Consider the following 19,544-nt stretch of genomic DNA (forward strand, 5'->3'; position numbering starts at 1 on the left):
GCCCATGAAGCTCAACGCGTTCACCGACGTCTGCCTCCGGGTCCTGATGACCCTGGGTCGGGACGCGGGCACCAAGCTCACCACGCAGCAGATCGCGGACCGGATCGCCGTGCCCTACAACCACGTGGTCAAGGCCGTGGGCGAGCTGCGCCGTCGCGGGCTCGTCGACGTCGCCCGGGGGCGCACGGGCGGCGCCGTCATCACGGAGGCCGGCCTGGACCAGCGCATCGGCCGGCTGGTGCACGAGCTGACCACCCGCCCGGAGATGGTGGACTGCACCGGCCTCGAGAGCGGGGTCCCCTGCCCGCTGCGGGACGGGTGCGGGCTTCGCCTGGCCCTGGCCCGCGCCCGGGACGCGTTCTACGCGGAGCTGGACCAGTATCGGGTCCGGGACCTCACCGCCCACAACGAGACGTTCCTGGGCCTGCCGGCGGTCGGCCGCCCCGCGCCCGGAAGCCCGGCGGACCGACCCGACGCGATTCCCGCATGACCGCCGCGGAGCGCCTGTACTCCCGCCTGGTCCGGCGCGACGCCGACGCCGAGTCCGCCCTCGACCCCACCGTGCGCGCCGAGCTGCCGCCCAACGGCGTCCGGCTGGTCACGGCGCAGGCGCTGCAGTCTGCCGGGGACCAGACCGTCAACGCCTCCACCGTCCTGACCTGGCTCTTCCACGCCCTGGGCGTGCCGGCGGGGCTGGCGGGTCTGCTGGTCCCGATCCGCGAGTCCGGCTCCATGCTCCCCCAGGTGTTCCTCACCCCGCTCGTGATGCGCGTGCGCGGCCGACGGCACGTCTTCGCCGCCGGCGCGTGGGTGCAGGCGGCGGCGGTGGCTGTCATGGCGTTCACCGCGGCGGTCGGCACCGGGCTGACGGCCGGCGTCGTGATCCTGGCGGCGCTCGCCGTGGCGGCGCTGGGACGGTGCCTGTGCTCGATCGCCTCCAAGGACGTCCAGGGGCGCACCGTGCCCAAGGGCGAGCGCGGCCAGATCACGGGCGTGTCCACCATGGTGGCCGGCGCCGTCGCGCTCACGCTGGGCCTGGGCATCCGCCTGCTCGGCGGGGACGCGCCGGGCACCGGGGCCCTGGCGGCCCTGCTGGGCCTGGGCGCCGCGCTCTGGGCGATCTCCGCGATCGTGTACGGCCGGGTCCGCGAGCCGGAGCCGCCCGCCCCCACCACGGACGACGACGGCGCCCCCGGCGTCGCCGCCCGCCTCGCCTCCGCCTGCCGGGACGACCCCCAGTTCCGCCGGTTCGTCACGGCCCGCTCGCTGCTGCTGGTCTCCGCGCTGAGCCCGCCGTTCATCCTCGCGCTGGCCCTGGCCGCGGGAACCTCGGGGCTGTCGGGGCTGGGCGGGTTCATCCTGGCCTCCGGGCTGGCCGCGCTGCTGGGCGGCCGCGTGTTCGGGCGGCTGGCCGACCGCTCCTCCCGCCTGCTCATGACCGGCACGGCCCTCGCGGCCAGCCTCGTCCTCCTGGCCCTGCTGGGCGTGCTCGCCCTCACCGGCGGACCGGAGGCGCTCGGCTCCGGCCCGGCCACGGAGGCGCTGTTCGTGGGCGCGTACTTCCTGATCGCGTTCATCCACACGGGTGTGCGGGTGGGGCGCAAGACCTACGTGCAGGACATGGCGGAGGGAGACCGGCGCACGCTCTACGTGGCCGCCGGCAACACGACCCTCGGCGTCGTGCTCCTGGTGGTGGGCGGGATCAGCTCCGCCCTGGCCGCCGTGGATCCGCAGTGGGCGGTGCTGTTCCTAGCCCTGCTGGGCCTCGCGGGCGTGGTCACGTCGTGGAGCCTGCCGGAGGTCTCCCGGGGCTGAGCCGACGCGCGACGGCGCGCCGCCGTCACGCCGCCCCCGTGGCGCCGGCCCCGGCGCGGGTGTAATCTCGCACTCAGAATGCCACTTATCCCGACCAGGAGGACCCCATGCTGTCCGACAAGTCCCGCCCCGTGATCGAGGCGACCGCCGCCGTCGTCGCCGAGCACATGCCGGAGATCACCCCGAAGTTCTACGCCCACATGTTCGAGGCCCACCCCGAGCTCATGGACGGCACCTTCTCCCGCGCCAACCAGCGCAACGGCGAGCAGGCCCAGGCCCTGGCCGGCTCGATCGTGCACTTCGCCGTGCACCTGCTCGAGCACCCGGACACCCTCCCCGAGACGGTCCTCGCCCGCATCGCGCACAAGCACACGGCGCTGGGCATCACCGAGGACCAGTACCAGATCGTCTACGAGAACCTCTTCTGGGCCATCGCCCAGGTGCTCGGCGACGCCGTCACCCCCGAGGTGGCCGAGGCCTGGACCGAGGTCTACTGGCTCATGGCGGACGCCCTCATCACGCTCGAGAAGGACCTGTACGCGAAGCAGGCCAACGACAAGATGTGGACGGACTGGAGGGTCGCCTCCAAGGAGCCCACCGGCAATGCCGCCGTCACGTTCCGCCTCGAGCCGGCCGACGACACCCCGCAGACCCCCGGCCAGCCCGGCGGGTACGTGTCCGTCCGCATCAAGGTCGCCGACGGCCTGCGCCAGGCCCGCCAGTACTCGCTCTCCGGCGACGCCGCGGCCACCGACCACCGCCTCATCACGGTGAAGCTGGACGAGGCCGGCGAGGTCTCGCCCGTGCTCATCCAGAGCGTGGAGGTCGGCGACGTCGTGGAGGTGTCCAACCCCTACGGCGACATCACCCTGCAGGACTCCGCCGCCCCGCTGGTGCTCATGACCGCCGGCATCGGCATCACCCCGGCCGCCGCGATCCTCTCCGCCCTGGCCGAGCAGCGCTCCGACCGCGCTGTGCGTCTGCTGCACGGCGACGCGTCCTGGGACTCCGTGGCCCTGCGCGACCAGGTCCTCGAGGCCGTCCAGGCCCTGCCGGACGCGCAGGCCGACCTGTGGCTGGGCGTAGTCCCGGAGCAGGCCCCGGAGGGCGTCACCGTCCACGAGGGTCAGGTGGACGCCTCCCAGGTGGAGCTGCCCGCCGGCGCCGAGTACATCCTCTGCGGCCCGCTGGCCTTCATGCAGTCCGCGCGCTCCTCCCTGATCGACGCCGGCGTGCCCGCCACCTCCATCCGGTACGAGATCTTCGGCCCGGACCTCTGGCTGGCCGCCTGAGCGGCCTTCGCGCCCGCTGACGGCACGACGACGTCGGCCCCCGCCTCCTCGAGGGAGGCGGGGGCCGACGTCGTCCGCGGTTCAGGCCACCGGATCAGGCCTGCGCGAAGCGCTCCTTCTGGGCGGCGAAGCGGTCCCGGATGGACTGCGGCAGGGACTCACCGAACTGGCCGAGCCACTCCTCGATCAGCTCGTTCTCCTTCTCCCACTCCGCCGGGTCCACCTTCAGGGCGTCCTCGAGGTCCTCGTCCTTCACGGTGATGCCGGTCAGGTCCAGGGACGCCTTCGTGGGGATCACGCCGATGGGGGTCTCGACGCCCTCGCCGGTGCCCTCGATCCGCTCCACGACCCACTTCAGCACGCGGGAGTTCTCACCGAAGCCCGGCCACGCGAAGCCGCCGTCGCGATTGCGGCGGAACCAGTTGACCAGATAGATCTTCGGCAGCTTCTCCGGGTCGGCCTTGCCGGACTCCCTGACCCAGTGGGCCAGGTAGTCGCCGGCGTCGTAGCCGAGGAAGGGGAGCATGGCCATCGGGTCGCGGCGCACCACGCCCACGGCGCCGGCGGCGGCCGCGGTGGTCTCGGAGGAGAGGGTGGCGCCCTTGAGGATGCCGTCCTCCCAGTCCAGGGCCTCGGTCACGAGCGGCACGGTGGTCTTGCGGCGGCCGCCGAAGAGGATGGCGTCCAGCTTCACGCCCTCGGGGGCGAAGTACTCCTCCGCGAGCATGTCCGTCTGGTCGATCGGGGTGCAGAAGCGGGAGTTCGGGTGGGCGGCCTTCATCTCGGACTCGGGGGTCCAGTCGTTGCCCCGCCAGTCGATCAGGTGGTCCGGGGTGTCGTCCGTCATGCCCTCCCACCAGACGCCGCCCTCGTCCGTGAGCGCCACGTTCGTGAAGATCGAGTTGCCCTTGGAGATCGCGCGCATGGCGTTGGGGTTGGTGGACCAACCGGTGCCGGGGGCCACGCCGAAGTAGCCGGTCTCCGGGTTGATGACGCGGAACTCGCCGTCTTTGCCGGCGCGGATCCAGGTGATGTCGTCGCCCAGGGTCTCGGCCTTCCAGCCCTCCACCGTGGGGTCGATCAGCGCGAGGTTGGTCTTGCCGCAGGCCGAGGGGAACGCGCCGGCGATGTGGTACGCCTTGCCCTCCGGGGAGGTCAGCTTGAGGATCAGCATGTGCTCGGCCAGCCAGCCCTCGTCCCGCGCCATCACGGAGGCGATGCGCAGTGCGTAGCACTTCTTGCCGAGCAGGGCGTTGCCGCCGTAGCCGGAGCCGTAGGACCAGATGGAGCGGTCCTCGGGGAAGTGCACGATCCACTTGGTGGGGTTGCACGGCCACGGCACGTCCTCCTGGCCGGGCTCGAGCGGCGCGCCCACGGAGTGCACGGCGGGGACGTAGAAGGCCTGCTCACGGGACATCTTGTCCAGGACCTCGGTGCCGATGCGCGCCATGATGCGCATGGACATCACCACGTAGGCGGAGTCGGTGACCTCGACGCCGTACTTCGGGTCCTCGGCGTCGAGGTGGCCCATCACGAAGGGGATGACGTACATGGTGCGGCCGCGCATGGACCCGGCGAAGGCGTCGTCGAGGATGCCGTGCATCTGGCGCGGGTCCATCCAGTTGTTGGTGAACCCGGCGTCCTCCTCCTTCTCGGAGCAGATGAAGGTGCGGTCCTCGACGCGGGCCACGTCGGCCGGGTCGGAGAACGCGGCGTAGGAGTTGGGGAACTTCTTCTCGTTCAGCTTGGTCAGCGTGCCGGCCTCGACGAGCTCGGCGGCGAGACGGTCGTACTCCTCCTGGGACCCGTCCACCCAGTGCACGGCGTCCGGCTGGGTGAGCTCGGCGATCCCGGCGACCCAGTCGCGCAGCTGGGCGTAGTCCGTGGGCGCGTCCTGCGTGGCGAGGTCCGCGAACGGGGTGGTGGCGTTGTCGTCAGCCATGGTGGGGTGTCCTCCCATTGGGGTCCTGGGCCGTCCCGTACCCACCACGGGCGCGCACACCCGCAACGGGTGCACCACGTCCTTGTGGTCGCACGGTCTGGGGCCAGACTACCTGAGGCAGGCGTAGAATCCCCGGCCCAGCCGGGCCCGACGGCGGCGCCCGCCGGCCGATTTGCATCCCCCTGGGGACCGTATGTAGAGTTCTACGAGTTCGAGCCGCTCCGGCGGGTCGGCATCAGCGCCCATAGCTCAGCTGGATAGAGCGTCTGTCTACGGAACAGAAGGTCAGGGGTTCGAATCCCTTTGGGCGCACCACAGCGAAGGCCCCGCTCCTCACGGAGCGGGGCCTTCGTCGTCGGGAGCGGCCTCCGCCCCCGGGCGCGGTCAGCCGTGGGAGAGGAGCCGCCCCCAGGTGACGGGGCCGATGAAGCCGTCCGCCACGATCCGCTCCGCACGCTGGAAGGCGACGACGGCGGCCCGGGTCCGCGTCGCGAAGGTGCCGGTGTCCGGCACCCGGTGGCCGGCGGCCGTCAGCAGGCGCTGGGCGCGGCGGACGTGCTGGCCGCTGCTGCCCGGGCCCAGCACCGGCAGTGAGGCCGCCTCCTCCGCCGCACCGCGGCGCGCCCCGGCCGGATGCCCGGGGAGTTGGGAGACCGACAGGACGCCGGAGTCCAGGGTCCGAGCGACGTCGCGGCGCAGGGTGTCCAGCTGCGCGTGGAAGGCGTCCCCGGGGCACTGCGTGGCCCGGTGGTCCCGGTGGCCGCTGATGGCGGAGGGGCGGATCCCGTAGCGGCGGCAGATGTGGGCGGCCAGCTGCACGAGCGCGCGGTACTGCGCCGGGGTCGGCAGGGCCTCCGTGTAGGTGCCCTCGCACTCGACGCCGATCTTCCCGGTGTTGGCACCGCCCACGTGCGCACCCGTGACGTACCCGTCGCCGGCCCGCAGCGCCGCGAGCGAGCCGGTGCGTCCCTCGAGGCAGTGGCCGCCGCGCGTCACGGTGAAGTGCTGGCCGGAGTCGTCGAAGCCGGCCCGGTCCATGTGGTCCGCCTGGCACCGCCGCGCCAGGGCGAACGCGTGGGACAGCGACGTGGCGGACGTGTTCGGCGAGGCCATGTGGTGGATCACCAGCGCGGTGGGCCGCCCCGGGGTCCGCTCGGTGCGGACGCGGCGGGCCCCCCACGCCGCGGTCGTGTGCACCACCGGCCCGGCGAAGGCATGGGCCGGGGCCGCGCCGGCGACGGTCCCGGCGGACGCCACGGCGGCCGCGGCCCCGGCCAGGACGGCGCGGCGGCCGGCCGGCGTGGGACCGGCGGCCCGGTGACGGGGCAGGGGGGCGGGGCCGACGCCGAGGGCATGGCGCGGGCGGTGCGGGGGGCAGGGGGCGTCGGTCATGGTCGGGACTCCCGGTGGGTCGAAGGCCGTCAGCGGCCGGGGACGGCGAAGTGGGTCAGGGCGGCGTCGCGACCGTCCAGCTCGGCCCAGGGCTTGTCCACCCGGAACACCTGGAGGCCGAGGGTGGGCAGGTGCTCGCTCATGCTCAGCGCGGCCTCCTGGTCGGAGTCCAGGCTCATGAGTCGCATGCCCAGGTCCTGGAGCCACGGCATGTGGGCCACCACGATCAGGCTCCGCACGGTCTCCTCGGTCTCGTTGACCACGGCGAGGGCCCGCGCGGCATCGGCGGCGTACAGGCGACCGTCCAGGTAGGGGGTGGGGGCCGACTCGCCCAGCCGCTCGGCCACCCAGACCCACGTCTGGCGGGTGCGGAGGGCGTCGGAGACCACCGCCGCATCGGGCACGATCCCGTGCTCGAGCAGCCATTCGCCGGCGGCGGGCGCCTGTCGATGGCCGCGCTCGGCCAGGGGGCGGTCGTGGTCGTCCACGCCGCCCGGCCACCCCGCCTTGGCATGGCGGAGCAGGACGAGGGTCTTCGCGTCGGGGCCGCTCATGGCTCCCAGGCTACCGACGATGCCCCCGCCCCGGGGACTGAGACGGGGGCGGAGAGGCGGGCGCGACGACGTCGTGCCCGGTCAGCGCGGGACGGACCGGATCAGATGGAGTACTCCGGCGCGGCCCACACCACGACCTCGGGGTGGCGGTAGAAGCGGTAGCCCTGGCCGCGAACGGTGCGCACCGTGTTGGCCAGGCGGCCGAGCTTGGCGCGGAGGCGGCGGATGTGCACGTCGATCGTGCGCTCGTTGGGGACCTCGTCCGAGTTCTTCCAGAGGCTCTCCAGCAGCTCCTCGCGGCCCACCGTGCGCTCGCCGTTCTCCACGAGGTAGTTGAGCAGCTCGAACTCCTTGAAGGTGAGGTTGAGCGACTCGCCGTCCAGCTGCACCTCCCGGCGGGACAGGTCGATCAGCACACCCGGCTGACGCGTGGACACCGGCGCGGGGGCCTGCACGAGGTCGGGGCGGACGGCGCCCTGCACGGTGGGGTCTCCGAGCACCTGGCGGACGACCTCGAGGTCGCGGCCCGCGGCGCCCGCGGGGGCCAGGGCGACGGCGGCGTGGGACTCGGCGCCGGGCACGAGCGACTCGACGTAGTGGCGCAGCTCGTTCGCCAGCCGGGTCAGGGACGTGCCGGCCGCGGAGGCCATGAGCTCGTCCATGCCCACGTAGATCACGAAGCCGCGGGCCTCGTTCTCCCGTGCCACCGCCTGGGGGCCCGGCACGCCGTTGGGGGCCAGGACGGGGGTGGGGGCGGTGTGCGTCGACTCGGGCTCCTGGGCCAGGCGCAGGTCGCCGCGGCGTGCACGGGAGTGGTGGGCCCGGCGCTGCGCATTGCGCACCGAGATGTGGACGTAGCCGGCGGTCTCACCCATGACCCTCACTCCTCCTGTGATGGCTGCCCCGCCCTCGCACCGATCGCCGGGCGGCGGCGTCATGTGACAACAATGTGACGCCGCGCCTTCGGACGCAACCCCGACAGGGGTGGATGTCTCACCATACGGACGGAATGACGCTTTTTATGATGCAAATCACTATGCTCCACCCTGCATGCACTGGCGCATCATCATACGTGCTCATCCGCTCTCCCTTGCGCTGATCGTTCGATGCGGCAAGAGCCCAGCCGAATACTTCGCATATTTATGCCAGCTCGACTGCATACTCGTTCTCACTCGTGCACACAGCAGCCGCCGTCGTCACCGACGGGGACCGCATGTTCCATCAGATGGAACAGACTCTCCACACTGCGGAGAGGGTGGACGTCACTCCGCGAGGCCGTAGAGGCGGTCGCCGGCGTCGCCGAGCCCGGGCACGATGTACGAGCGCTCGTCGAGGCGCTCGTCCACGGCGGCGAGGTAGAGGTCCACGTCGTGCTCGCCGAGCGCCTCCTCGAGCCGGGCGACGCCCTCGGGCGCCCCGAGCAGGCAGATGCAGGTGACGCGCTCGGCGCCGCGCTCGTAGAGGAAGCGGATCGCCTCGATGAGGGTGCCGCCCGTGGCGAGCATCGGGTCCAGGACGAACACGTGCCGGCCGGTGAGGTCGGCGGGCAGACGCTCGGCGTAGGTGACGATGTCCAGGGTCTCCTCGTTGCGCGCCATGCCCAGGAAGCCCACCTCCGCCGAGGGCGCCATCTTGGTCATGCCCTCGAGCATGCCGAGGCCGGCACGCAGGATCGGCACCACCAGCGGACGCGGCCGGGCGAGGGTGGTGCCCGTGGTCGTGGCCACGGGGGTCTCGACCTGCACCGACTCCACGGCCACGTCCCGGGTGGCCTCGTAGGCCAGGAGCATCACGAGCTCCTCGGCCAGCTGGCGGAAGATCATGGACGGGGTCCGGCGGTCGCGCAGGACGGTGAGCTTGTGGGCCACGAGCGGGTGGTCGACGACGTGAAGGCGCATGGCGCCCACGGTACCGCCCGCCACGGCACGTAGCCTGGGCGCGTGCCCGCCGTCCCCTCCCCCGCGCCCACCCCCGAGCAGGAGCACGCCTGGATGGGCCTGGCCCTGGAGGCCGCCCGCGCCGCCGGGGCGGACGGGGACGTCCCGATCGGGGCCGTCTTGGTGGGCGGGGACGGCGAGGTGCTCGCCGTCGTCGCGAACGAGCGGGAGCGGCACCACGACCCGACGGCGCACGCCGAGGTGCTCGCCCTGCGCCGTGGCGCCGAGGCCCGCGCCGCCGCGGGCGCCGGCGACGGCTGGCGACTGTCCGACTGCACCCTCGTGGTGACCCTCGAGCCGTGCCCCATGTGCGCCGGCGCCCTGCTGCTGGCGCGCGTGCCGCGCGTCGTCTTCGGGGCGTGGGACCCCAAGGCCGGGGCGTGCGGGTCCGTGCTGGACGTGGTGCGGGACCCTCGGTTCAACCACGACGTCCATGTGCGCGCGGGCGTGCGCGGCGACGAGTGTGCCGCCCTGCTGCGGGACTTCTTCGCCGCCCACCGGGACTGATCGCCACCGGCCGGCGGCGGGTTTGGGCGCGCCCCGGCGGCTCGGGTAGGGTGTGCCGGTCTGGTGACGTGTCCGAGCGGCCGAAGGTGCAGCACTCGAAATGCTGTGTACGGTAACCCCGTACCGTGGGTTCAAATCCCACCGTCACCGCCAGAAGTGAGGAAGGGCCCGGCAGCACCGCTCCCGGGCCCTTCCTCGTGTTCAGGGGCGCTCGCGGCGGGCCGGAGCGCGCTCAGCCGGGCATGACCGCGTCCAGGAACGCGGCCACCGCCGCCCAGGACACGGTGGCGTGCACCGCGGTGCGCGGCAGGTGCGCGCGCAGCACGTCCGCGGGGCCCATGCGGCGCGTCATCATGCCCAGGTCGTGGCCCGCCCCCTCCACCGAGTAGAGGGCCGTGGGCACGCCGCGCTCGGCGAACACGGAGTAGAGCCCGCGGCTCTGCAGGTAGGGGACCTCGTGGTCGTCCCGGCCGTGGATCAGCAGGGTGGGCGGGGAGTCCGGCGTCACGTGCACCGCCGGCCGGGCGAGGCGGGCCAGCTCGGGGCGAGCCATGACGGGCGCGCCCAGCATGCGGGACTTGGTGCTGGCCTCGTCCAGGTGGCAGTGCTCCAGCCTCTGCCGCCGGTTGAGGGCGGCGCACGCCCCACGGGGCATCTGGACGTTCATCTGCAGGAAGTCGACGGGCGCGGCGCACTCCACGATCGCCTGCACCGCGTCCTCGGGCGGGATCGCGTGGCCGCCCGCGGGGACCTCGGAGCCGGGGAAGGGGACGCGGGCGCGGTCCAGGTCCCGGCCGCCGGTGAGCCCGGCCATGAGCGCGTTCCAGCCGCCCGAGGAGTTCCCGCCCACCGCGATCCGGCCGGGGTCCAGGCCGAGCTCGGCGGCGTGGGCGCGCACCCAGCGCACCGCCGCCGTCGCGTCCAGGACCTGGGCGGGGAAGGTGCCCTGGGAGGAGCTGCGCACGGAGAAGGCCGCCACCGCGTAGCCGGCCGGGACCATGCCGCGGGCCACGTCCCGGCCGCCCTGGAAGCCGCGGTCGGAGCGCCACCCGGAGCCGTCGTTCCACACGAGCACGGGGAACGGGCCGGGGCCGGGCGGGGTGTGGACGTCCACGCGGCCGGCCGCGCCGGGCAGGTCCGCGTACGTGTGCCCCAGGCTCGAGCGCATCCCGAACAGGGCGGCCGCACGGTCCTCCACCGGCGCGGGGACCAGGGACGTGTCCCGCTCCACCAGCGCCGCCGTCAGGGCCACGCCCGCGGCCCCGAGCCCCAGGCCCAGGGCGGTGCGCCGACCGAGGCGGCCGCCGTCGTCGTGCGTCCCCGCGTCCATGCCCACCCCCTCGATGCCGGTGCGGCCGAGCCTAGTGGAGCAGAAGGGGGCGTATCCCGTCCGCCCCCGGTGCCATGATGGTCCGCATGTCAGTGCGGGTGTTGGCCATCGGCAAGAAGCACGAGTCCTGGGTGTCCGAGGGGATCACCCGCTACGAGCGGCGCCTCAAGCGGCCGTACGACCTCACGTGGCAGCTGCTGCCGCACTCCTCCCGTCAGGAGGAGGCCGCGCGGGCCGAGGAGTCCGAGCGGATCCTCGCCAAGGTGGGCGCGGACGAGCACCTGATGCTGCTGGACGAGCGCGGGAAGGGCTTCGACTCCCCCGGCCTGGCCGCGCATCTGCAGGGCCGGTTCGACGTCGGCACGCCCGTCACCGTGGTGATCGGCGGGGCCTACGGGGTGGACGAGCGCGTGCACGCCCGCGCGGACCGCGTGTGGTCCCTCTCCGGGCTGGTGTTCCCCCACCAGCTGGTGCGCCTGATCCTGGCCGAGCAGGTCTACCGCGCCCAGGAGATCTCCGCCGGACGGCCGTACCACCATGCCTGAGGCGGGCGGCGGGGCCCCGCAGACCACCCCCACGCCCGAGGCCGAGACCGTGCTGGCCCGGTTCAGCGAGCCCACGCGCCGCTGGTTCACGGGCGCGTTCGCGGGGCCGACCGCCGCGCAGCTGGGCGCGTGGGACGCCGTGTCCTCGGGGCGGCACGCCCTGGTGATCGCCCCCACCGGCTCCGGCAAGACCCTCTCCTCCTTCCTGTGGGCCCTGGACTCGTTCGTCCGCGAACCCGCGGACCCGGAGACCTCCGCCACGCGCGTGCTCTACGTGTCCCCGCTCAAGGCGCTCGGCGTGGACGTGGAGCGGAACCTGCGCGCCCCGCTGATCGGCATCACCCAGACCGCGAAGCTGCTCGGTTCCCCGGTGCCGGAGGTGCGGGTGGGCGTGCGCTCGGGCGACACGCCCGCGGCGGAGCGCCGGCGCCTGCTGCAGGACCCGCCGGACATCCTCATCACCACGCCCGAGTCGCTGTACCTCATGCTCACCTCGAAGGCCCGGTCCGCCCTGAAGGGCGTGCGGACGGTGATCGTGGACGAGGTCCACGCGGTGGCCGGCACCAAGCGCGGGGCGCACCTCGCCGTCTCGCTCGAGCGCCTGGACGCGATCCTGGACGCCCCGGTGCAGCGCATCGGCCTGTCCGCCACGGTGGAGCCGGCCTCCGAGGTGGCCCGGTTCCTGGGCGGCGTGCAGCCGGTGAGCGTGGTCCGCCCCGTCTCCGCCAAGCGCTGGGACCTCACCGTGACCGTGCCCCTGCCGGACATGACGGACCTCGCGGCACCGCCCGCGGGCGCGGCGCAGGCGGGTGGGGAGCCGGCCACGGGCGGGTCCATCTGGCCCCACGTGGAGGAGCGGATCGTGGACCTCGTGTCCGAGCGCCGCTCCACGCTGGTGTTCGCCAACTCGCGCCGCCTGGCGGAACGGCTCACGGGCCGGCTCAACGAGATCTGGGAGGCCCGCCGGGAGGCCGCCGAGGCCGCGTGGGACCCGGACCTGGCCCCCGGGTTCCGGGACGCCCCGGACGCCCCACGGGACGGGGCTCCACAGGACCTCGGGCCCGACGACGTCGCCACGCCCCCCACCGCGGGCGACCTCGTCTCGGCGTGGCTGGGCTCGGCCACCGGAGAGACCCCCGCCGGCGCGCCCGAGGAGCGAGGGCGCTCCGGCGGCCGCGGTGACGAGCGCGGGCCGGGGCGCGGGCCGGCGTCGTCCCCGGTCCAGGTGGCCGGGCAGACGGGCACGGGCTCCGGCACGGTGTCCGACTTCGCGCGCGCCCACCACGGCTCGGTCTCCAAGGACCAGCGGGCGATTGTGGAGGAGGCCCTGAAGACGGGTCAGATCCGCTGCGTGGTGGCCACGAGCTCGCTCGAGCTGGGCATCGACATGGGCGCGGTGGACCAGGTGATCCAGGTGGAGTCCCCGCCGTCCGTGGCCAGCGCCCTGCAGCGCGTGGGCCGCGCCGGCCACCAGGTGGGCGAGGTCTCCCGCGGTGTGTTCTTCCCCAAGCACCGCGGGGACCTCGTGGACACCGCGGTGGTGGCCGAGCGCATGGCCGCCGGGCGGATCGAGTCCCTGCGCATCCCCCAGAACCCGCTGGACATCCTGGCCCAGCAGACCGTGGCCGCCGTCGCCCTCGAGGACGTGGACGCCGAGGAGTGGTTCGACCTCGTGCGCCGCGCCGCCCCGTTCTCGGCGCTGCCGCACAGCGCGTACGAGTCCGTGCTGGACCTGCTGGCCGGGCGCTACCCCTCGGACGAGTTCGCCGAGCTGCGCCCGCGCATCCTGTGGGACCGAGAGCTCGGGGAGCTCTCCGGCCGGCCCGGGGCCCAGCGGCTGGCCGTGACCAGCGGCGGCACCATCCCGGACCGCGGCCTGTTCGGCGTGTTCCTGGCCACCGAGTCCGCCGGGGAGTCCGGCGGGACGGCCTCCGCCGGGGACACCGGCGAGTCCGCCGCCGGCGCCGGGTCGAAGCGCTCGGGCGGGCGGCGCGTGGGCGAGCTGGACGAGGAGATGGTCTACGAGTCCCGCGTGGGGGATGTGATCCTGCTAGGCGCCACGAGCTGGCGGATCGTGGACATCACCGCCGACCGCGTCCTCGTGCTGCCCGCCTACGGCCAGCCCGGCAAGCTGCCGTTCTGGCGCGGGGACGCGGCGGGCCGACCCGCCGAGCTGGGCGACGCCGTCGGTCGCTTCCGGCGCGAGCTGGACGCGGACCCCGAGGCCGCCCGCGACCGTCTGGCCGCCGCCGGCCTGGACGAGTGGGCGCGGGACAACCTGCTGAAGTACCTGGCGGACCAACGGGAGTCCACGGGCCGGCTGCCCACCGAGCTGACCCTCGTGGTGGAGCGGTTCACGGACGAGCTCGGCGACTGGCGCGTGGTGCTCCACTCGCCGTACGGCATGGCCGTGCACGCGCCGTGGGCGCTCGCGGTGGGCGCCCGCCTGGCGCAGCGGTACGGGCTGGAGACCGGCTCGGGGGCGGCGATGGCGGCCGACGACGGGATCGTCCTGCGCATCCCCCTGATGGACGCCGAGCCGCCCGGCGCGGAGCTGTTCGAGTTCACGGCGGAGGAGCTGGACGAGATCGTCACGGCGGAGGTCGGGGGGTCGGCGCTGTTCGCCGCCCGGTTCCGCGAGAACGCCGCGCGCTCGCTGCTGCTGCCGCGGCGCAACCCGGGCAAGCGCACGCCCCTGTGGCAGCAGCGGCAGCGCTCGGCCCAGCTGCTGGACGTGGCCCGCAAGCACCCGCAGTTCCCGGTGATCCTGGAGACCGTCCGCGAGGTGCTGCAGGACGTCTACGACCTGCCGGCGCTCAAGGATGTGGCCGGGCGGATCGCCTCGCGGGCCATCGGCATGGTGGAGGTCACCACCTCCGCCCCGTCCCCGTTCGCGCAGTCCATCCTCTTCGGGTACGTGGCACAGTTCATCTACGAGGGCGACTCCCCGCTGGCCGAGCGCCGCGCCGCCGCGCTCTCCCTCGACCCCGCGCTGCTGAGCGAGCTGCTGGGCACCGAGGAGCTGCGCGAGCTGCTGGACCCGGCCGTGATCGCCCATGTGGAGGAGGAGCTGCAGCGCCTGGCTCCGGACCGGCGCGTGCGCGGTGCCGAGGGGCTCGCGGACCTGCTGCGGATCGTCGGGCCGCTCACCGTGGCCGAGGCGGCCCGCCGCACCGAGCGGACGCCGGGCGCCGGGCAGGACGGCGCGGACGGCGCCGGAGGCGACGCCGACGACGACGCCCACCGGGACGCCGTCGCCGCCCACCTCACGGAGCTGGAGCGCTCGGGCCGGGCGTTCCGGTTCCGGCGCGAGGGCGAGGAGGCGTTCGCCGCCGTCGAGGACGCGGCCCGCCTGAGGGACGCGCTCGGCGTGCCGATCCCCATGGGCGTGCCCGTGGCGTTCCACGAGCCCGTCGAGGACCCCGTGGGGGACCTCGTCTCCCGGTACGCCCGCACGCACGGTCCCTTCACCGCCGCCGAGGCGGGCACGGCGCTGGGACTGGGCGGCGCCGTCGTGCTCCCGGTGCTGCAGCGCCTGGCCGCCGAGCGGCGCGTGTCCCAGGGCGCGTACCGGCCGGACGGGACGCCCGGGGCCACGGGCCTGGAGGCGGAGTGGATCGAGGCGGACGTGCTGCGCAAGGTGCGGCGGCGCTCGCTGGCCGCGCTCCGCGCCGAGGTGGAGCCGGTGGAGCAGGCCGCCTACGCCCGGTTTCTCGCGGACTGGCAGCACCTGCGCCCGCGGCCCGGCCGGCCGTCCCCGGCCACGCTCGAGGGCGTGGACGGCGTGGCCACCGTGCTGGACCAGCTGGCCGGGATGCCCCTGCCCGCGAGCGCATGGGAGTCCCTCGTGCTGCCCGCGCGCGTGAAGGACTACCGACCGGGCCTGCTGGACGAGCTGCTGGCCACGGGCGAGTACCTGTGGTCGGGCACGGCCGAGGGCTCCGGCAACGACGGCTGGGTGGCCCTGCACCCCGCCGACGCCGTGGACCTCACCCTCCGCGTGCCCGAGCCGCGCACCGAGGACGTCTCCGCCGCGCGCCTGGCCACGCGGGCGCACGTGCTGGCCGTCCTCTCCGCGGGCGGGGCGTGGTTCTTCCCACAGCTCGTGGAGCGGGTGCGCGCCGAGGCGGCCCGGGCGGCCGAGGCCGGTGCCGGCAGCGGCGGGACGGAGGGCGACGACGGCGCGCGCGCCTCCCGCGTGGACCTGCCGCGCGCCCCGGAGATCCTCGAGGCCCTGTGGGACCTGGTGTGGGCCGGGCGCGTGGGCAACGACACGTTCGCGCCCCTGCGCGGGCTGCTCTCCCTGGGCAAGACGGCCCACCGGACCGGGCGGCAGACCCCCCGCGCCCGCACCGCGCGCACGGGCGGGGCCGGACGCGCAGGCGGGGGCCGCGGGCTCGGCGGTCGGCTGGCCGGGGTGCGCGGCCGGGGCCGGTACGCGGGCCTGAGCGCGTCCGACGGCAGCACGTCCGCCGCTCTCGGCGCCCCCGCCCCCGGCATGGGCGGGCTCTCCGCCGCGGAGGAGGCCCGTGCGGCCGGGCGCTGGACCCTGCTGCCCGCCCCCGAGCCGGACCCGACCATCCGCGCGCACGCCGCCGCCGAGGTCCTGCTGGACCGGTACGGCGTGATCACCCGCGGCTCCGTGGTGGCCGAGGAGATCCCCGGCGGGTTCGCGGGCCAGTACCAGCTGCTCACCCGTATGGAGGACGCCGGGCAGGTCCGGCGCGGGCACTTCGTGGACCGGCTCGGCGGCGCCCAGTTCTCCACGGGCGCCGTGGTGGACCGGCTGCGGTCCTTCCAGCGGGACGAGGACGCCGACACCGACGGCACGACTACGGACGGAGCGCCCGACGACGGCGCGACCGAGGCCACCCCTCACCTCGACGCGTTCGGCCTGCCGATCGCCGAGGGGCCGCGCACCGACTGGTCCACGTGGACCCCCGAGGGCGGCGCCGCCCCGGAGGCCTGGCCGCCGCCCGTGCACGACGCCTCCCCGGGCCGCGGCGTGAGTCCGAGCCGGCCCGGCGCGCCCGGCGGCCCCCGGGAGGACCCACCGCCGCCCGCACTCGCGCTCGCGGCCACGGACCCGGCCAACCCGTACGGCGCGGCCCTGGACTGGCCGGACGTGCCGCCGGGCCCGGACGGCGTGCCCCCCACGGGGCACCGGCCCGGCAGGAAGGCGGGCGCCGTCGTCGTGCTGGTGCACGGCGAGCTGACCCTCTACATGGAGCGCGGCGGCAAGACGCTGCTGTGCTTCACGTCCGATGCGCTGCGGCTGCGCGCCGCGGCCGAGGCGCTCGTGTGGGCGCTGCGCGCCGCGCGGACGGAGCGACTGAGCCTGGAGAAGGTCAACGGCGCCCCGCTGCTGGGCACGCCCCTGGCCGAGGCGATGCTCGCCGCCGGGTTCTACTCGAGCCCCTCGGGGATCCGGTTCCGCAGCTGAGGCCCCCGCCGGACGGCGCGGGGTAGGTTCGGGCGCATGAACGCGTCCGAGACCCCCGCCCCGCAGCCCGCCGCCGTCCCGCACCTGATGTTCGAGGGCGACGCCGGTGCCGCGATGGACCTCTACCTCGCCGCGTTCGCGGACCGGGTCCCCGTGCGGGAGGTGCTCCGCGAGCGCTTCGACGCGTCGACCCCGCGGGGCGAGGAGTGGGCCGGGAAGGTGGCGCACGGGCGGATCGAGGTGGCCGGTCAGCCGCTGCGGTTCTTCGACTCGTTCGTCTCCCACGGCTTCTCCCGCCGCTTCGCGTGGGTCGGGGACCGCTTCGGCGTGACCTGGCAGCTCAACGCAGCCTGAGCGGGGTCCGGATCCCATGCCCGAAGGCGACTCCCTGGTCCGCGCCGGCCACCGCCTGCGCCCCGTCCTGGCCGGCCGTGTCCTGACGCATGCGGACCTGCGCGTGCCGCAGCACGCCACCGCGCGCCTCGAGGGGTGGACGGTGGCGGAGGTGGTGCCGCGCGGCAAGTGGCTGCTCATGCGCCTGACCCCGCCCGCGGACCGGCCGGACGCGCGGCCGCACACCCTGGTCTCCCATCTGAAGATGGAGGGCCGCTGGCTGGTCACGGACCTCGACGCGCGGTGGGGCGCCCCCGGCTGGCAGGTCCGCTGCGTGCTGGAGACCGCCGAGCACCGGGTGCTGGGGGCACAGCTGGGACGCCTGGACCTCGTCCCGACAGCCGAGGAGGACCGCCTCCTGGGATACCTCGGCCCGGACCTGCTGGACCCGTCCTGGAACGACCCCGCCCGGGGCGCGGAGCTGCTGGCCGAGGGCGTCCGCCGCCTCACCGCTCGGCCGGAGCGGCCCGTGGGCCTGGCGCTGCTGGACCAGCGCACCACGTGCGGGATCGGGAACGTCTACCGGTGCGAGGTGCTGCTGCTGGCGAGTCTGGACCCGCACCGGCCGGTGGGGGCGGTCCCGGACGTGCCGGGGCTGCTGACGATCGCCCGGGACCTGTTGCGCGCCAACGTCCCGCCGTCCGCGCCGTACACGGGCTGGGCCCGCACCACCACGGGGGTCAGAGGGAACTCGGGGCGCCCGTACGGGATCGAGGTGCTCGTCCCGGACCGCGGCTTCCCCGGCGGGCTGCCCCGCCCGCTCGGCACGGGCGCGGTGGACGGCGGCGCCGACGTCGACGCCGCGGCCCCCGACCCCTCCGACGCGCACGGCCGTGCCAGCACCTCCGGCGCCGGGCCGCGACGGCCCGGGGATGCGCCCCGCCCGCGCGGTCCGCATTACTGGGTCTACGGGCACCGGACCACCCCGTGCCTGCGGTGCGGCGGCCCCGTGACGTTCGAGGAGTACGGCTCCCCCGAGGACGACGAGCGCCAGCTGTGGTGGTGCCGCACCTGCCAGCGGTGAAGCTCACGCACCCCACCCCTGACACGCAGGCCACCGGGCCGGATAGATTCACCCCACTCCGCCCCTGACCTGGGAGCGGGAGCCGACCTCGAAGGAGACCACACCATGGCCGATCCGTTCCCCAAGGACCCGGAGGGCGACGTCGTCGCCCTCGTGCTCGCCGGCGGCCGAGGCAGCCGCCTCGACCCGCTCACCGCCGCCCGCTCGAAGCCGGCGATCCCGTTCGCGGGCCAGTACCGGCTGATCGACGTGGTCCTGTCCAACCTGGCCCACTCGGGGCTGCGGGACGTGTGGATCGCCGAGCAGTACCGCCCGTTCACGCTCAACCAGCACCTGGCCGGCGGTCGGCCGTGGGACATGGACGGCACCCGCCACGGGTTGCGGATCCTGCCCCCGGCCCAGGGCCGCGAGGAGGAGGGCTTCTCCCAGGGCAACGGCCACGCCCTGGCCCAGCAGGTGCCGATCCTGCGCTCGTTCGGCGCGAAGACCGTGATCGTGCTCTCCGCCGACCACCTCTACCAGCTGGACCTGCGCCGGGTGCTCGCCGCGCACGAGGAGTCCGGCGCCGAGCTGACCATGGTCACCACCGTGACGGACGAGGACCCCTCGCGCTTCGGCGTCGTGCAGGTGGACGACGACGGCGCCGTCACCGGGTACGACTACAAGCCCGAAGATCCGGAGGGCGACCTCGTGGCCACGGAGATCTTCGTGTTCGACGTCGAGGCGCTCTCGGAGGTCGTCGTGGAGCTCGTCGAGACCGAGGAGGACGCCGACCGGGACGCGGAGGACACCGACGAGGACGGCGACCCGCTGGCCAGCTCCCTGGGCGACTACGGGGAGACGATCATCCCGGCCTTCGTGGACCGGGGCACGGTGCGCGAGTACCGCCATGACGGCTACTGGCGGGACATCGGGACGATCGAGGCGTTCCACCTCGCCCACCGCGAGATCCTCGCCGGCGAGGGCCTCCGTCTGGACGAGCCGGGCTGGCCACTGCTGACCAACCCGCCGGTCGAGCCGCCGGCCCGGATCGACGACGGCGCCCGCGTCTCCGCCTCGCTGATCGCGCCGGGCACGCGGATCGCCGGCACAGTCGCGGACTCGGTGATCGGCCCGGGCGTGACCGTGGAGGCCGGGGCCGAGGTGCGCAACGCGATCCTGTTCGGGAACGTCACCGTGCCCGCCGGCGCCGTGCTGGACACCGTGATCGCGGACGTGGGCGCCACGATCCCCGAGGGGGAGACGACCGGCACGCTGGACGAGGAGGACGGGATCGTCATCCTCACCCCGGACACGCGCGCGCCCAGCTCGGAGGACGAGACCACCGGCGGCGGCGTCCCGGCCGTGGCCGGCTGAGCTGCGGGGATGGA

15 protein-coding genes and 2 tRNA genes are annotated in these 19,544 nt (G+C 74.6%); 11 read left to right on the forward strand and 6 right to left on the reverse strand.

Annotated features, from left to right (window positions below; genetic code table 11):
- Positions 1–4: 4 nt before the first annotated feature.
- The 3 genes from BJ976_RS09270 to BJ976_RS09280 all read left to right on the forward strand — a co-directional run bounded on the left by BJ976_RS09270 (position 5) and on the right by BJ976_RS09280 (position 3,107).
- A complete protein-coding gene (locus tag BJ976_RS09270) occupies positions 5–490 on the forward strand; it encodes an RrF2 family transcriptional regulator (RefSeq protein ID WP_135030311.1) in 486 nt (161 codons plus the stop codon).
- Entirely contained in the window at positions 487–1,815 is a 1,329-nt protein-coding gene (locus tag BJ976_RS09275; protein WP_135030310.1) for an MFS transporter, read from the forward strand. Before BJ976_RS09270 ends, BJ976_RS09275 begins: the two co-directional genes overlap by 4 nt.
- Positions 1,816–1,922: 107 nt before the next feature.
- Positions 1,923–3,107 carry a globin domain-containing protein gene (locus BJ976_RS09280; protein WP_135030309.1) on the forward strand — a complete coding sequence of 395 codons (1,185 nt, stop codon included), beginning with the start codon at positions 1,923–1,925 and terminating at the stop codon, positions 3,105–3,107.
- Between the two features lie 94 nt (positions 3,108–3,201).
- Here BJ976_RS09280 and BJ976_RS09285 read toward each other — a convergent pair whose 3' ends face one another.
- Positions 3,202–5,049: a phosphoenolpyruvate carboxykinase (GTP) gene (locus tag BJ976_RS09285; RefSeq protein ID WP_135030308.1), complete on the reverse strand. Its 1,848-nt coding sequence runs from the start codon at positions 5,047–5,049 to the stop codon at positions 3,202–3,204.
- A gap of 238 nt (positions 5,050–5,287) precedes the next feature.
- On the opposite strand from BJ976_RS09285, the gene BJ976_RS09290 reads away from it, so the two are divergent.
- A tRNA-Arg gene (locus BJ976_RS09290) sits at positions 5,288–5,364 on the forward strand.
- Positions 5,365–5,433: 69 nt separating this feature from the next.
- On the opposite strand, the gene BJ976_RS09295 is transcribed toward BJ976_RS09290, so the two are convergent.
- From BJ976_RS09295 to upp, 4 genes are all read right to left on the reverse strand, one after another.
- Positions 5,434–6,441 carry a peptidoglycan recognition protein family protein gene (locus BJ976_RS09295; RefSeq protein ID WP_135030307.1) on the reverse strand — a complete coding sequence of 336 codons (1,008 nt, stop codon included), beginning with the start codon at positions 6,439–6,441 and terminating at the stop codon, positions 5,434–5,436.
- Between the two features lie 29 nt (positions 6,442–6,470).
- Positions 6,471–6,995, reverse strand: coding sequence for a SixA phosphatase family protein (locus tag BJ976_RS09300; RefSeq protein WP_135030306.1), 525 nt, complete (start codon positions 6,993–6,995; stop codon positions 6,471–6,473).
- A 101-nt stretch (positions 6,996–7,096) separates the two neighbouring features.
- A complete protein-coding gene (locus BJ976_RS09305; protein WP_135030305.1) occupies positions 7,097–7,870 on the reverse strand; it encodes a winged helix-turn-helix domain-containing protein in 774 nt (257 codons plus the stop codon).
- A gap of 387 nt (positions 7,871–8,257) precedes the next feature.
- Positions 8,258–8,893, reverse strand: a complete 636-nt coding sequence (gene upp / locus BJ976_RS09310) for a uracil phosphoribosyltransferase (RefSeq protein ID WP_135030304.1) — start codon at positions 8,891–8,893, stop codon at positions 8,258–8,260.
- Between the two features lie 42 nt (positions 8,894–8,935).
- Here upp and tadA point away from each other — a divergent pair, with 42 nt between their 5' ends.
- Both tadA and BJ976_RS09320 read left to right on the forward strand, forming a co-directional pair.
- Positions 8,936–9,439, forward strand: coding sequence for a tRNA adenosine(34) deaminase TadA (tadA, locus tag BJ976_RS09315; RefSeq protein WP_268236497.1), 504 nt, complete (start codon positions 8,936–8,938; stop codon positions 9,437–9,439).
- A 62-nt stretch (positions 9,440–9,501) separates the two neighbouring features.
- Positions 9,502–9,592 (forward strand) — tRNA-Ser (locus BJ976_RS09320).
- 79 nt (positions 9,593–9,671) lie between these two features.
- Here BJ976_RS09320 and BJ976_RS09325 read toward each other — a convergent pair.
- Complete coding sequence (locus BJ976_RS09325) at positions 9,672–10,769, reverse strand: alpha/beta hydrolase (protein WP_135030303.1); 1,098 nt, start codon at positions 10,767–10,769, stop codon at positions 9,672–9,674.
- Between the two features lie 86 nt (positions 10,770–10,855).
- Between BJ976_RS09325 and BJ976_RS09330 the strand changes: the two genes are divergently transcribed.
- The 5 genes from BJ976_RS09330 to BJ976_RS09350 all read left to right on the forward strand — a co-directional run bounded on the left by BJ976_RS09330 (position 10,856) and on the right by BJ976_RS09350 (position 19,530).
- Positions 10,856–11,314 (forward strand): 23S rRNA (pseudouridine(1915)-N(3))-methyltransferase RlmH, encoded by a 459-nt coding sequence (locus BJ976_RS09330; RefSeq protein WP_184231848.1) that lies wholly within the window; start codon positions 10,856–10,858, stop codon positions 11,312–11,314.
- On the forward strand, positions 11,307–16,757 hold the full coding sequence (locus BJ976_RS09335) for an Lhr family ATP-dependent helicase (protein WP_135030302.1): 5,451 nt from the start codon (positions 11,307–11,309) through the stop codon (positions 16,755–16,757). Before BJ976_RS09330 ends, BJ976_RS09335 begins: the two co-directional genes overlap by 8 nt.
- 36 nt (positions 16,758–16,793) lie before the next feature.
- Positions 16,794–17,111: a VOC family protein gene (locus tag BJ976_RS09340; protein WP_135030301.1), complete on the forward strand. Its 318-nt coding sequence runs from the start codon at positions 16,794–16,796 to the stop codon at positions 17,109–17,111.
- Positions 17,112–17,127: 16 nt separating this feature from the next.
- Positions 17,128–18,174, forward strand: coding sequence for a DNA-formamidopyrimidine glycosylase family protein (locus BJ976_RS09345; protein WP_135030300.1), 1,047 nt, complete (start codon positions 17,128–17,130; stop codon positions 18,172–18,174).
- A gap of 105 nt (positions 18,175–18,279) precedes the next feature.
- Positions 18,280–19,530, forward strand: coding sequence for a glucose-1-phosphate adenylyltransferase family protein (locus BJ976_RS09350; RefSeq protein WP_135030299.1), 1,251 nt, complete (start codon positions 18,280–18,282; stop codon positions 19,528–19,530).
- Positions 19,531–19,544: the final 14 nt, after the last annotated feature.

Origin of the sequence: Micrococcus flavus, assembly GCF_014204815.1 — a bacterium.
GTDB lineage: Bacteria > Actinomycetota > Actinomycetes > Actinomycetales > Micrococcaceae > Micrococcus > Micrococcus flavus.

What these genes read in the sequence shown, in the direction of transcription:
- BJ976_RS09340 (WP_135030301.1), top strand. Translation starts at nt 16,794, where the DNA reads ATGAACGCGTCCGAGACCCCCGCCCCGCAGCCCGCCGCCGTCCCGCAC.
- BJ976_RS09350 (WP_135030299.1), top strand. Translation starts at nt 18,280, where the DNA reads ATGGCCGATCCGTTCCCCAAGGACCCGGAGGGCGACGTCGTCGCCCTC.
- BJ976_RS09280 (WP_135030309.1), top strand. Translation starts at nt 1,923, where the DNA reads ATGCTGTCCGACAAGTCCCGCCCCGTGATCGAGGCGACCGCCGCCGTC.
- BJ976_RS09325 (WP_135030303.1), bottom strand. Translation starts at nt 10,769, where the DNA reads ATGGACGCGGGGACGCACGACGACGGCGGCCGCCTCGGTCGGCGCACC.
- BJ976_RS09275 (WP_135030310.1), top strand. Translation starts at nt 487, where the DNA reads ATGACCGCCGCGGAGCGCCTGTACTCCCGCCTGGTCCGGCGCGACGCC.
- BJ976_RS09295 (WP_135030307.1), bottom strand. Translation starts at nt 6,441, where the DNA reads ATGACCGACGCCCCCTGCCCCCCGCACCGCCCGCGCCATGCCCTCGGC.
- BJ976_RS09330 (WP_184231848.1), top strand. Translation starts at nt 10,856, where the DNA reads ATGTCAGTGCGGGTGTTGGCCATCGGCAAGAAGCACGAGTCCTGGGTG.
- BJ976_RS09300 (WP_135030306.1), bottom strand. Translation starts at nt 6,995, where the DNA reads ATGAGCGGCCCCGACGCGAAGACCCTCGTCCTGCTCCGCCATGCCAAG.
- upp (WP_135030304.1), bottom strand. Translation starts at nt 8,893, where the DNA reads ATGCGCCTTCACGTCGTCGACCACCCGCTCGTGGCCCACAAGCTCACC.
- BJ976_RS09285 (WP_135030308.1), bottom strand. Translation starts at nt 5,049, where the DNA reads ATGGCTGACGACAACGCCACCACCCCGTTCGCGGACCTCGCCACGCAG.
- BJ976_RS09335 (WP_135030302.1), top strand. Translation starts at nt 11,307, where the DNA reads ATGCCTGAGGCGGGCGGCGGGGCCCCGCAGACCACCCCCACGCCCGAG.
- BJ976_RS09270 (WP_135030311.1), top strand. Translation starts at nt 5, where the DNA reads ATGAAGCTCAACGCGTTCACCGACGTCTGCCTCCGGGTCCTGATGACC.
- BJ976_RS09345 (WP_135030300.1), top strand. Translation starts at nt 17,128, where the DNA reads ATGCCCGAAGGCGACTCCCTGGTCCGCGCCGGCCACCGCCTGCGCCCC.
- BJ976_RS09305 (WP_135030305.1), bottom strand. Translation starts at nt 7,870, where the DNA reads ATGGGTGAGACCGCCGGCTACGTCCACATCTCGGTGCGCAATGCGCAG.